At 67.9% G+C, this 13,221-nt stretch carries 8 protein-coding genes; 6 read left to right on the forward strand and 2 right to left on the reverse strand.

What is annotated here, in order from left to right; translation table 11 throughout:
- Positions 1–63: 63 nt before the first annotated feature.
- Positions 64–4,764, reverse strand: coding sequence for a BREX system serine/threonine kinase PglW (gene pglW / locus M8J74_RS14365; protein ID WP_249836757.1), 4,701 nt, complete (start codon positions 4,762–4,764; stop codon positions 64–66).
- Between the two features lie 348 nt (positions 4,765–5,112).
- On the opposite strand from pglW, the gene M8J74_RS14370 reads away from it, so the two are divergent.
- From M8J74_RS14370 to M8J74_RS14395, 6 genes are all read left to right on the forward strand, one after another.
- Complete coding sequence (locus M8J74_RS14370; protein WP_249836758.1) at positions 5,113–5,283, forward strand: hypothetical protein; 171 nt, start codon at positions 5,113–5,115, stop codon at positions 5,281–5,283.
- Between the two features lie 161 nt (positions 5,284–5,444).
- The gene (locus M8J74_RS14375) at positions 5,445–6,779 is read left to right on the forward strand and encodes an N-6 DNA methylase (protein WP_249836759.1); all 1,335 of its coding nucleotides are present in this window, start codon (positions 5,445–5,447) and stop codon (positions 6,777–6,779) included.
- Positions 6,776–7,996, forward strand: coding sequence for a restriction endonuclease subunit S domain-containing protein (locus tag M8J74_RS14380; RefSeq protein WP_249836760.1), 1,221 nt, complete (start codon positions 6,776–6,778; stop codon positions 7,994–7,996). The genes M8J74_RS14375 and M8J74_RS14380 overlap by 4 nt, the downstream gene beginning before the upstream one ends.
- 142 nt (positions 7,997–8,138) lie before the next feature.
- On the forward strand, positions 8,139–9,746 hold the full coding sequence (locus tag M8J74_RS14385; RefSeq protein WP_249836761.1) for an HNH endonuclease: 1,608 nt from the start codon (positions 8,139–8,141) through the stop codon (positions 9,744–9,746).
- Between the two features lie 68 nt (positions 9,747–9,814).
- Positions 9,815–10,957 (forward strand): hypothetical protein, encoded by a 1,143-nt coding sequence (locus M8J74_RS14390; protein ID WP_249836762.1) that lies wholly within the window; start codon positions 9,815–9,817, stop codon positions 10,955–10,957.
- A 159-nt stretch (positions 10,958–11,116) separates the two neighbouring features.
- A complete protein-coding gene (locus M8J74_RS14395; protein ID WP_249836763.1) occupies positions 11,117–11,749 on the forward strand; it encodes a hypothetical protein in 633 nt (210 codons plus the stop codon).
- On the opposite strand, the gene M8J74_RS14400 is transcribed toward M8J74_RS14395, so the two are convergent.
- Positions 11,725–12,858, reverse strand: coding sequence for a hypothetical protein (locus M8J74_RS14400; RefSeq protein WP_249836764.1), 1,134 nt, complete (start codon positions 12,856–12,858; stop codon positions 11,725–11,727). The genes M8J74_RS14395 and M8J74_RS14400 overlap by 25 nt on opposite strands.
- Positions 12,859–13,221: the final 363 nt, after the last annotated feature.

Consider the following 13,221-nt stretch of genomic DNA (forward strand, 5'->3'; position numbering starts at 1 on the left):
TCTCCTGTCGTCATCCCCACCCACACGCGAACCGCTCCGAGTACGGCACGCGCGCTCAACGCATCATCCCCGTGGCCCGCCGGCCCCGGCCCTCTCCGGCTTCGCGCGGTGCGCGTTCTGCACCCAGGACTCATTCAGCACGATCCACTCGCCCAGCCCCGACTGATACGGCACCGCCACCGTCCCCAGCCGCGGCGGCCGGGCCGGGTCGCTCTGCGGGCACAGCAGCCACAGCGCGCGTCCGCCACCCCGCGACCGCTCCGCCAGCCGCTCCAGTACACCCATCGCGTCGTACCGGGCGAAGACCCCGGCGTCCGTCAGCAGCAACGGAGCAGCCGACCCGCCCCCGCCGCCGTTCCCAGAACCCGTGCCTCCCGGCACCAGCAGCTCGCCGATCCGAGGCTCCACCAGCCCCCACGCCGTCCCCGCGTACTCGGCGAACTTCATCGCTCCCGGCGTCCCGGCCTTCGCCACATCCGCACGCAGGATCGTCTCCCACGTGGGCTTGGGCCGAGGGTCGACCAGCTCGTGCAGCGCCCGCACGAACAGCTCGGCCACCGACACCACGACGGCCCCGCCCGCGAAGTCGTCGCGCCCAAGTTCGTCGATCGCATCCCGCGCCCACTCCGTCGGCACCGTCAGTACGCGGAAGCCGTCCCGCCGTGCCGAGGCCTTCAGCCGGTCCTCGGCCGTGCCCGCCGCCGCGAGCTCCGGGTCGTCGGAGTAGCGGTGCGCGGAGACGGTGCCCGTCGGCTGCCGTCGGGCGTCCGACGACAGATAGGCAGACACTCCGTCCGGACTGCTCGGCAGATAGCGCAGCGTCCCCGTGCTCTTGCGCGTCGACAGCACCAGGTCGAAGCCGGCCTCACGCAGAGCCCTCGTCAGCGGGCCGCCCGTGGGCAGCGCATGGCCACGCCGCTCGTTCAGCAGCTCCGGGAAGCGGGCCCGTACCCGCTCGTGGACGTCGTCCGCCGTCAGGCCCGGCTGCTCGGCCTCCGCCATCCCGGGGATGAGCGGTACCAGGCCGGCCTGGGTGAGGCGCAGCGCGCGCACCAGCGGCAGCTTGCGCGGATAGATCTCCAGGCGGGGCGTCGCGGCGGCATGGCGGGAGGCGGCCACCGCGATCTCCACCATGCGCCGGTCGTCCCACTGCACTGCCGCGCTCGGCGGAGGTACGGCACCGAGCTCGGCCACCACGGTCGCCGCGGTCGGCAGGGTGTCGAGTTCCGACATGGTGTCGGCGATACGGCCGAGCCGCTGGGCGTAGTGGAGCAGGCCCGGCGCGGACGGCGTGTCCGGCGCGTCGTCCGCGCCCACCTCCAGCGCCAGCAGCCCTGCGCCCATGCTCTCGTCGGCCGCGTCGCGGTTCGGGGCGTGCTGGAACTCGGCCTCCTCCGGGACGAGTTGCTCGACCTCCACCACGGCCCGTACGGCGGCCAGCGCCAGCGCCCGGCGCTGCTCGCGCTCCTGGAGCTGGGTGCCGCGCCGCACGGTCAGCGCGTCCGCGATCTCCGCCGCCGAAGCGACCCGGCCCAGGTCGTGCAGGAGGTCCAGGACCTCGGCGCGCAGCGCCCGTACCGCTGGGTGCTTCTTCCAGCGGGTCCGCTGGTTCTTCAGCATCTGAGGGATGCGTCCTCGCGACAGCCCGAGCACGTGCGCGACGTCCGTCTGCGTCGGCCATACCCCGACCTCCGCCGGCAGTACGCCCTGCTCGTTGGGCAGGCGCAGCAGCAGCCGTACCATCTCGCACTCGTTGTGGTTCGAGCCGTCCTTGCGCAGCGGCGGTACGAACACCGTGGCGAGGGTGTCGAGGCTGACGCTGCGCAGCGCGCGCTCAGGCAGCGAACCCGCACCGGTACCGCCGCTCGCCGCCACCGCGTCGGCCGCCGCGGCCTCGGCGGCCGACAGCTCCTCCTTCGCGGCCTTGCGACCCTCGGGAGTGAGCGGCGCGGCGGGCTTCTCCGCGAGCTTGAGCCGCCACTGCTTGATGCGGCTCAGGACCTCCTTGCGGGTCTTGGCACCGAGACCGGGGGCGTTGACGAGCTGGCGCTGGCTGTAGTCGAGCAACTCACCGACCGTGTTGACGCCGAGGCCGTACACGAACGACTCCGCGGCCGGGCTCAGACCGGACGACGAGACGAGCGTGTCCCGGTCGACGCGCTCCGCCAGCCGCTCGCGCTGCTGCTCGGCGCTCTCCTCCTCGGCCTCCGGGATAGCGGCGTCCGGGGCGGGCTGCGCCGCCTCGCCCTGCGCGGGCGGTGCCGCGTGCCGTGACGGGCGGCGGGACGAGGGCTTCGCCTCGTCCATGGCGAGGAAGATCTTCTTCCAGGCGTCCCGCATCGGCTTGAGGTCGGGGAAGCGCTGGGAGGCGTCCCGGTGCAGTGCCTTCTGGAAGAACGCGACCAGGCCGTCCCGTACCGCCGGGTCGAAGGCGTCGGCGGCGATCCTCGGGTACGGCTCCTTCTCCGGGTCGGTCTGGCGCGGCGAGACCTTGCCATCGCCCCACACCGGGAGCTCTCGGGACGCCATCTCGTGCAGGGTGACGGCCAGGGCGTAGCGCTCGGCGTGGGCGTCGTAGACCGAGCGGTCGGTGAGCATGCCGATGAACGGGTCGAGGTAGCCGTCCGTGCCCGCCGCGGTCTCGTTCACCGGGTAGCCCGCGAGCGAGAAGTCGATCAGCACCAGCTCGCGGGTGCGGTTCGGCCGGATGCGGATCGCGATGTTGTCCGGCTTGATGTCGCGGTGCCACACGCCCTCGCCTTCGAGGAAGTCCACCGCGCCGAACAGGTAGTCGCCGTACGCCTCGAGTTGGTCCACGGACAGGCGGCCGAACTCGCGCAGCTGCCGGGCGACGGTCTCCTCCCGGCGTCGGCGCTTCGTACCCGGAGCGGACGACTCGCCGCTCTCCTCGCGCTCGTCGCCGACGTATTCCATGACCAGGACCGTGCGCGGGCCGATGCGCTGCGGCTCCGGCTCGACCAGGCGGATCACGCGGGAGTCGGGGCGGAGCCGGCCCAGCACCTCGGCCTCGCGGCGCAGCACCTCGCCGCGACTGTCCGACGTCGCGACCTTCAGCACCGCCAGGGACTTCGAGAAGCGCACATCCGGGCCGGCGGTCAGGTCCCGCACCAGGAACGCGCGGCTCGTCGAACCCGTACCGAGGCGGCGCCTGACCTCCCAGCGGCCCGCCAGCACGTCGCCCGCGACCGCGTCCAGGGGGTCCTTCTCGGGTTCGGCCGGGCGTGGGGCCTCGGCCGTCGGAGGTTCGGTCAGGTCGGCCTCGACGACCTCCAGCATCTCCAGGAAGTCGTCCACCGACGACAGCCGGGCGGAGACGTCGTAGGCCGTGGCCGCCTGCACCAGCTCGTCGATGTACGGGGAGAGGCCGTCCACCACAGAGCTGGGGCGCAGGCCCTCGCCCGCCTCGTAGCGGGCCACCAGTTCGGCCTGGCTGGCGGCCGGTGGCCTGCCGGTGGCCAGGAGATAGGTGAGCACTCCGAGTCCGTACACGTCCAGGGCGACCGGGTCGGGCCTGAGCGCGGTCAGCTCCGGGGCCAGATAAGGGTCCGCGCCCTCGGCGAGATGCGCGCCCGCGCGCGAGAAGGTCGTGGGGGCGAACCGCTCGCCGTTGCCGGTCACGCCGTGCTCGGAGCTGCGCTGGACGGCGACCTGCCAGTCGGAGATCTGCAGGTGTGGGCTGGACCAGGCCCCGGACTCGCTCTCGGAGTCTCTCCGGCCGCCACGGCCGCCACGGCCGCGCGGGATGACGTGGACCGCGCGGGCCGCCAGGGTGCGGTGGAAGATCCGTCGGCCGTGCGCCGAGCGCACCGTCTCGGCGAGCTGCCGCACCAGCGCCATCCGGCTGAGGATGTCCAGCTTCTCGCCGTACTGGATCAGGTACTCGTCCAGACGCAGGGTCCGCGGATCGAAGTCGAAGATCAGCGCGGGGCCCGCCGAGTGCCCCGACGGGTCGTACTGCTTGAGCTGGACGACACCAGGGTGCCGGAAATAACGCAGCACCGCGGCCTCACGGCGCGCCGCGCGCTCCACGGATGCCCGCAGCTCGGCGTCGGAGCCGCGCTCGCGCAGATAGACACGGACGCGGGCTGCCTCCGGCAGCTCACTGTGCTGGGCCAGATAGTCGGCCCAGGTGGGACCCGAGTCGAACGCCTTCCGGCTCAGCAGGTACGGGCCGACCTTGTACTCGGCGTCGCTGCGCGCGATGCCGATGCGCTCCAGGGCCGCCTTGATCCGGCGCGACCGTGCGGCGTCGATCCGGCGGTACTCGTCCTTCGGCGGCTCCTTCAGCATCTCGCTGAGCTGGTGCACCGTGAAGACACCGTTGCGGTCGTGGGCGGGCAGCCGGTTGCGCAGCGAGGAGTCGGTGAAGCAGACGGCCTCCGAGACCCACACCTTCTCGCCGTTCTGCTGGAGCAGCGCGGCCAGCTCCTTGGCCTTCTTGTTGGCCAGGTGCAGCGGATTGCCGTGGGGGATTTGCCGGCCGCTGGGCTGGGTCTGCAGCCAGGTGCCGTTGCGGGACTCGACGGAGCCGTGCCAGTCCTTGAGCTCGATCAGGTGCACGCCGCCCGGGGCGATCACGAGCAGGTCTACTTCCCGGACGTGGCCGGTGTGGGCGGTGAAGGTGAAGTTCGACCAGGCCCGCCACGGGTCGTTGTCCGGGAGCTTCTCGCGGATGGCCTCCAGGCCCCTGTGCTCATGCTGGAACTCGGAGTCGGTGACCGCAGTCCACCGGCCGTCCCGCATGTGCCATCCCCGCTTCGCTGTTGTTCTTGCCGATCGCTGCTGCTCAGGCTGCAAAAAGCCCCGCACCGATCGTAGCGGGGCGGGGAACTGGGACGAAGGGGGATGGGTGGGGTGACTGTCAGAGCTCCCGGCTTGGGAGTGGATTCACCAAATCAACTTCGAGCTTTGGAAGTGGCATTTTAATGTCGAGTGGAGCACCAAACCGACTGCTAGCTGTTTACCAAACCGACTGCTGCAGTACGCTACTGTGGTGTGTGGGTCGACAGGGGGGTGTTGCATCTCGCCTGTTTGTTGTGCTTTGTAGGCATGCATGGTGAAGGGAGAGCACGGGTGGGTGGGATGCGCGGCATGAAGGTGACGCTCGCGATAGCGGTGGCGATGATCTCTGCGCTGCTGGTCGCCCTCTGGCGCCTGGCGCGCACAGGAAACCTGGATCAGGCCGTCATGACCGGCGGGGGCGTGTTCGTAGCGGTGTTCACCATGGCCTTCATGGTCATGACCTATCTGAGCGGCGACTGAGCCGGGCCAGGCATGATGGGCGCACCAGAAGCCGGTCGTCCGGCCGAACGCGTGCGCAGACGGGAGACAAGGTGGAGCGAGCGTCGAAGGGGATGTCACTGGGGAGGGTGCTGGATGCCCTGCGCGGGGCACTGGCACCTCAGGACGCTCTACTCCTCGTCATGGCAGTGATCCTGCTGCGCCACGAGGCAGATACGGACCGCGACGATGGGCGAGGCGATTACACGCTGGCCTGCGAAGGCTGGCGTGAGCTTTCACGTGGAGGTCTCCGACACGACGGGGGGCACGGCCTGGCTCGCGCGCTCCATCGTGGACTAAGCGCGCGGGAGAGGGAGTTTCCCGTGCTACTGGACCTGCCGAATCTGGATGGATTGCGAGGTCACCAAGTAGCGCCCTTGATCGACTGGGTGGCTGCAGCGCCCGACCTGACAGAGATCTTCGAAGCCTGTCTGGACCGTACGCAGACAACAAGCAAGGGCGGCGACTACTACACGCCGTCGGATGTCGCTCGCCTCCTGGCCGGTGTGATGGAGCCCAGGGAGGGCGACGCCGTCTATGACCCCGTCTGTGGTTCCGGCGGCCTCCTCCTGCGGGCTCGCGAGTACCTCGAAGCGAGCGGTGGCCATGCCGATGAGCTGGCGTTGTACGGCCAGGACGCGAGTCGGATCGCGCTGCAGACCGCTGCGATGAATGTCTCGATACACGGGGCTGCAGCGCACCTGCAGGGGCCGGAATCCACATGGGTCAACGATCGGTTCCCGGACCATACCTTTGACGTGGTTGTCGCCAACCCGCCTTTCAATCAGTCCGGTTGGGACGAGGGTGGCTACCTCCGCCACAGCCTTCCTTGGCCGTACGGGGTCCCACCGGCCGGAAACGCCAACTTCGCCTGGGCACAGCATGTCGTGAAAAAGATGAGGCCGACGGGGCGAGGTGCACTCCTGCTGCCCACAGGCGCTGCCACGACGGCGAAGGCCGGCGAAGGCCGGATCCGCGCCCGTCTGGTCGATGACGATGTCCTGAGTTGCGTGGTCGAGCTGCCTGCCGGCCTGATTCCACATGTGCGCAACCCGGTGAGTCTCTGGCTCTTCACCAAGAGCAAAAAACCTCGCGACAACTGGGGGCGCAGTGACCGGTCGGGACAGTTCCTGCTGATCAACGCTAGTGACACCGCAGCGAGCGTGACGCGTGGACGGCGAGCCATGCCGGAGGCAGCGAAGAAGCGCATCATCAAGACCTTCGCTGCCTGGAGGGGAGCGCGGGGCAGCCAGCCGTACGAGGACGTACCCGCCTGGTGTACATCGGTCTCCCGGGACGAGATCGCGGCGAAGGAGTACGACGTACTGCCCTCCCACCATATCGCCGCGCCGGCTGTCGAATCCGTGACCGTAGATGCCCACGAGCGTGCTGCCGACCTGACCGACGAACTGCTCGGTTTGTTCGAGACGTCCCGCCGCCTCGAAGCCGAGTTGCGTAACCTGCTGGGGCAGCTGTGACGCAGGAGAGTCTGGAGAGCGAGCTGCAGCGACTGCCCGGGGATTGGGGCGTGGGACGGCTGGGTGATCTGCCGACCGTGCAGGTCATTGGGTATGGCATCACTCGCCCTGGGGCGCACATCGATGACGGCGTGCCCATGATTAGAGCTGCCGACATCCAGGACGGACGACTGCGCAGCGACGAACCGAGGCGGATCGCCCCCCAGGTGCACGAAACCAACCTGCGCAGCCAACTGGAAGTTGGCGACGTCGTTGTGGTCCTGGTCGGCCGCGTGGGTGAAGCGGCAGTCGTCAGCAGAGATTTCCGTCACTGGAACGCGTCTCGGACCGTCGCCATCATCCGCGCGAGCGAGCCCGACGAGGCGGCCTGGCTGAGCCTGTGGCTCGGATCGACGGCTGTGCAAAACTGGTGCGAGCGGCAGGCCACTAGTTCCACGCTGCAACGCACGCTCAGTCTGGCGGCGCTACGAAGCCTCCCTGTGCCGATGCCGCCGCCAGGGCCGAGGGCCGCCCTATTGCGGGCGACGCGGCTTCTGGCGGCGAAGACAGCTAAGAATGTGCGTATCGCCGAGTGCGCCACGGAGCTGAGCGATGCGCTATTCGCATGCGAGGCGCGCAACAGCGAGTCCTGGCCGGAACAGCCCATCGCCGGCCTGGTTCACCTCGCAGCCGGAACTGCACCACGCCCGCGCCCGGACGACGACGGAACGCATACCGAGGGCGGTACCGCTTTCGTCGCTCCTGCGGACATCCTGCAGAGTGACCTGCCTCACCTGTACAGCACCGAGCGACGGCTGCCCAAGGGCAAGGAGCGTCGCGCGTGTGCCCCGGGCTCCCTTCTTGTCGCCTCCAGAGAAGACGGCGTGCGCGCCGTGATGAACCATGTACCTGTCGCCATCGGCCGCGGGGTACTGGTGCTGGGGCTCGACTCGGTCTCCGATGCGCACTGGTTGTTGCACGAGATCCGCTCACGTGGGGCCGAATTCGCAGCCGCCGCACATGGATCTGCAGGACGTGAACTCAGCCGTAGCGCGTTCGGAGCCATCATGGTTCGGTGGCCCCCGAGTGAGGTGCGTGAGCACTTCGCCCGGCTCGTCGGACGCCTCCATGAACGGGCGCGCATCGCGCAAGTGGAGGACGAGAAACTGCGCGACCTGCGAGGGCGGATCCTTGACAGCTTCCTGACCGGAGCCTTTCCCGGGGAGTCCGCTTCCTGACCGGGGGCTGACGTCGGGCCCCACGAGGAGCCATGAGGTGGGATCCGCTTGAAGCGGGGCGAGGAACCGGCGAACTCCCTCGGTGCGGCTGTTACCAAAAGGCCTTACCTGAGGCCCTCGTTCGTATGAAAATCTGATCACCATGGGGAATGAGTATGGTGGCCGCCTGATCCTCGGGACTGGCGCGGTAACGGACAAACGGGACGGTACGGACCCCGCCGGGGAAGCCGATGCCTCGGTGCAGTGGCTACTGCAGCCCAGGGGTACCGCGCAGCTTCGTGGGCCTCAGAACTTCGACCGCTCGATACGGAAGGGCATCCGGCTCGCGGAGTACGAGCACGTCTTGGGTACGCACGCGGAGCAACTCAAGGAAATCTTTCCCGATGGAGTGGCCCGGCTGTGGGGAGCGACGCCGGTCAAGAAGGAGACCCATCCCAAGGGCACCGCACTGCGGGAGCAGAAGGTCGGCGACGAGGTGTTGTTCTACGCCGAAAAGTCGTTCATCGCCAAAGCCCGCGTCCTCGGGCTGTTCCGCAATCCCGAGTTGGCTAGGGCGATCTGGGGGGAGCTCAAGGACGGGCGAACCTGGGAACACATCATGGCACTTGGAGACATCTCCGAGTTCAAGATCCCAGCGGCCCCGATCCTGAGCGCATTGAAACTACACAAGGAGGTGCGCTACCTCACGCTGGTGCGGGCCGCTGAGCGGCGACGTCAGCTGGGGCTGCTGAACAGCCTTCTGGAGGGGAAGACAACCGCCCTGGACCGGCCCACCAGGGGAGAAGCCGCTGTGGCGGCGGCAGTCAACCTGGGGCGAGAGGGGCTCCTCCGTGCCCTCGGCACCTTGGATGCCAACGTGCCGGGGGAGACGCATACGCACCACGGGGCACTGACTCTGTTGTGGTCCATCAGCCGACTCGTGTCGGGGCAGAGCCGCCTTGTGCCATGGAACGACTTCAAAGCAGAGGTCGGTCCTCTTCTGGTGGAGTTCGGTGGCTCTGGCGACGCGGCGGCACCCGAGTACCCGTTCCGGCACCTGCAGAGCAGCGGATTGTGGGAGACGGAACGTGCGCAGGGTGAGGGGCTCCAATCCATGTCAGCGGTGTCCTCGACCGAGTCCGGTGTCGCGGCTGGGCTCCGGCCAGAGGTGGCGAAGCTGCTGAAGCAGCCACTCACCCGCGCCGAAGCGATCGGCCTGCTCTGTGCCACGTACTTCCAACGCATCGACCAAGGGGCTTTGCTGACGCGCCTCGGGCTGGCGGGATACGCGCATGCCAGCGGGGACGCGGGAGAGGAGTTCGAAGGCCGGGGTGACGGCGCCGAGACCACTGGAGGCGGAAAGCGACGACAGGTGACTTCCTCGCGCCCCGATCGCGACCTCCGCCTCGTCGAGAAGATCAAGTTCATTCATCAGCATCGGTGTCAGGTGTGCGGCCTGCAGCTAGAAACCCGTTTCGGTCATTACAGCGAGGCTGCGCACATCCAAGGCCTTGGAACCCCGCATGAGGGACCGGACAAGCTGTCCAACCTGCTGTGTCTCTGCCCCAATCATCATGTTCAGTTCGATCGCCTGTTCCTCTTCATCGACGAGGACTGGAACGTGCGGCGCAGCAGTGACGGCGAGTTGATCCGGCCCCTGATACGTCGTCCCGAACATGTCATCGACCAGGAGTACGTCGAATATCACAGAGGGTTGTGTGGTCATAGTCGCTACAGCCTCAGCTCGGGCGGATCGTCCGAGCCGGGGTGACGCGGCTGCCGCCGCGGAGGTGACGATGCTTCCGTAGCTCTGTCAGTGCCTCCTGGCACCCTGCCTCCATGAGCGTGAGACAGACCTACTTATGGTTCGTTTTCTATTTCTGGTTCACCGTCACGCCTTGTGTGCTCGTCAGCTACTACATCCCGTGGGTGAGCGGCACGCGCATCCCCGGGAGGTATCTCGGGCGCGTGCCTCTGCTGAAGCGTCTCGGGCTCGGCAAGGCCAGAAGCAGACTGGAATCAATCAGGGAAGCGCTGCCCGAACCGGTACGTGTCTGTACGGAGGTCGACGTGCTGACGCACAAACCGGTCGTAAGACAGGTGCACGCTCACGCCACGTGGGCACAGCTCAGCTGGATGTTCCTTGCGGCACCAGGCATGCTTGCCTCCGCTGCTCTCGCACTCGTGGTCAACCCCTCGGCCTGGCGTGCGTCGTCGCTTTGGGCTGTCGGCGTCTACCTCACCTTCGTCTTTGTGTCAGCCCTTCTGACCTGCATCGACATCTGGGCCGTGCGTAACGCCGACTCGGCGGGCACGGTCACATATACCGCCGTGGAGGTTCTTGAGTCCTTCACCACGCGTGCCAAGAAAGGCCCGGTCAAGTCGACCCCTGCGGCCTGGCAGAGCCAGTCGATCGAGCAGCTGTGCACGGCCCTGGCACGGCGTGCGCACAGGGAGTCTGCCGGAGCCGTACCCGGCAGCCGTCTGCAGATGATCCAGAGCACCGCACGTGTCGTACGGGCCTTGCGGCACCACACCGCGCACATTCATGAAAGCGCCGATAGTGAGCAACGGCGAACGCACGAGCGTGAACTGTGGCTGCTCATCTGCAACATCATGAAGTACAGCAGCCGTCCGCGAGCCGAGGTCGCGGATTTTCGCGTCGTCGACGTCGATCGACTGGTCGCCGTGCCGGACACCGTTCTCGAACCGACCGCAGTGCCCTCCCCGAAGGCCCGAGTTCTTGTCCCGCTGCTCTTCATGTGCGCCTTGGCGGCTGTCGGAGTGGCACTGGGCGTGACCGGAGTCGCGGGGGAGTTCACCCAGCCGATCGTGGTCGCGCTGGCCATGGCCGTTGTGCCCTTCGCACGTCGATTCGGGGTAACTGCACTCGACGCCTTTGCGCAACCTTCACCCACTGCACTGGCCCCGCAGCAAGCAGACCCTCAGACAGTGTCGGAACCAGTACGGAGGGCGGCGTAGAGAGGTGACGTCCTAGCGGGATATGGCCGGGGAGGCCGCATTCGGCCCCCGGATGTGCCCGGAGCGCGCAGGGCTGGTAGACATCGGGAGACGAGCCGTGTCGAAGGGCCACGGGCCGCCGACAGACCGCCCCCAGCCACCCGGACGAGGACACAGGACATGCTGCTGGCCGAGCAGGCACTCGTCGGACTGAGACTGCGCGGACAACAGGTGCAGGCCGCCGTCACCGTGTTCGCCGATGAGGCCCGCCGCCGCTCGGCAGCGGGCCTCGGCGCTGTCGACAGCCGCGTGGTGCTCACGGTCCTGCAAGACCTGCCAGCGGACCTCCCCGTACAGCTGTCATCTCTCGAGGCGCACGCCCTGCGGACCTTGCACGGCGCGCCGCCCGGCGTCGTGGATCTCGAGGACGGACAGGGCATCGCCGTGCGGCGGCTCGTACCGGCTGTCCGTGTCGAGTTGGTCCTTGTCCATGGACTGTGCGGCATCTCTCCTCGTGGATGGGACTCGGCGGTTCGCGATGCCTCGCAGTTCGCGCCGTTCTGTGCCCGCGGGGTCGTCGTATCGCACTCCGCCTCGGGACGGAGGCGGCGCAACTCCGATGCAGCCGACGACACTGATATGGACCTACTCCTCCTCAAGGCCCGCCTCTACGGGGTCGGCGTTGCTACCCAAGGGCCCGCAGGGCTGCGTTGGCTCCTTGAACCTGCCCCCTACCGCCCCCGACGGCATTCCGCTGCCCAATGGCTCTTCCACGAGCAGGCCTGGCATCAACTCGGGTCGACCTGGCCCTGAGCCCGATACGCCTCGGCGGCGGGCAGCGCCGGCGGACTCGGGCGGCGCCAGGCCTGGAGCACCTTCGGAAAGGAGACCTCGGTGTCGGTCTGGGATGCCAGTAGACGGTGGTAGTCCCAGGCGTCCGCGAGTTGCTGACGCCACCAGCCGATGCGCTCGTCGCCAGGCAGTGTCGCTTCCAGTTCCTCGTGCAGCGAATAGAGTTCGCGGACCGTGTGCTGCAGGGCCGCGAGAACGTCGGCGTCGCTGTCCGTGAAGCGGGTGAGAGCGGCGCCGTCGCAGACTGCGCAGGTACAGGTCCACGGGTCGACGTGGGCGAACCAGTCGTCGAGTGTCGCCACGCGGTGGTAACGGAGCAGTCGCCGGACCAGGACCACCGGATACGGCTTGTGACCACCGCCTGCGCTGTCAGGCCGCGGCATCACACCATGCCGGAGTACGGCCGAGGCACCGACCGCCGCACCCAGCGCTCCGTGTGCCATTGCGTCAAAGGCGGCGAGATCGGTGCGCCACAGAACGAGCCGGGGGCAGGAACGACACAACTGCCGTAAGCCTTCAGGGACCTGTTTGCGTTCGAGTGGATCACCGTCCGCCTGCACGATCAGTGCAACAGGATGCCGGCTGGTCTGGATCTGCTCCGCGAGGTGGGGCAGAGCCGAACGCTGGAACCACCGCCAGCTGCAGGGCAGCAGTAACAGCGTGTCGTCGCGGCGCAGTTGGTTGGCCTGACGAATCACAGCCTTGAGTACCGAGGCGTCTCCCACCTGGTCCGCCGGGATGAAACACGTGGGTGTGACGGCATAGGACGCCTTGTTGTCGCGCTGGCCGTCCAGAATCTCGCTGAGCCCGGCGAGATCCAGGCGGCGCCAGCCGTAAGGGGTTTTGATGCAGAAGGGAGCGTCGGCCGTGGCGGTTTGTTGGGTGTGACTGCAGTAGTCCATGGCCACGACCGTCTTCGGCAGGACGTTGCGAATCTCTCGGCATCTGACCGGTGCGGCGGCGCCTGTCAGCACCAGTCCGCCCGTACGGGCCGGGACGTGCGGCAGCATGTCGATCGCCAACTGGTCGTTCACCATGATCAGCAGACGGTCCCGCAGCAGTTCGTCCATTCCTTCGAACCCAGCCCGCACGAGATCGTCCCCCTCACGGTCAGCGCGCTGCCTCAGTGATCCTCACTGTCAGAGTCGTTGAACGACCGCCGCAAGACCGCCTGTCTGCTGCGGAGCCCTTCTCGGACATGAAGTCAAACCGCTGAGCGTTATCGATCCTCACCACAGGCATCGCTTTGGGCGAGTCGCGCCACTGCTGTGCACTCAGTCATTGCTCAGCGTGATGGACGGCCATGGAACCTGAGCCTGGTTCGTGCGCAAGGCATGCCGAATCCGTGTGCCCCGGCGAGGCCGCGAGGGAGGGGAGCTGAGCTTTTGCATGGAGGGTGTGAGCGGTGCCCCTGAGGAAGATTACGTCCCGCC

It is taken from the genome of Streptomyces panaciradicis (genome assembly GCF_023516615.1).
GTDB classification, from domain to species: domain Bacteria; phylum Actinomycetota; class Actinomycetes; order Streptomycetales; family Streptomycetaceae; genus Streptomyces; species Streptomyces panaciradicis.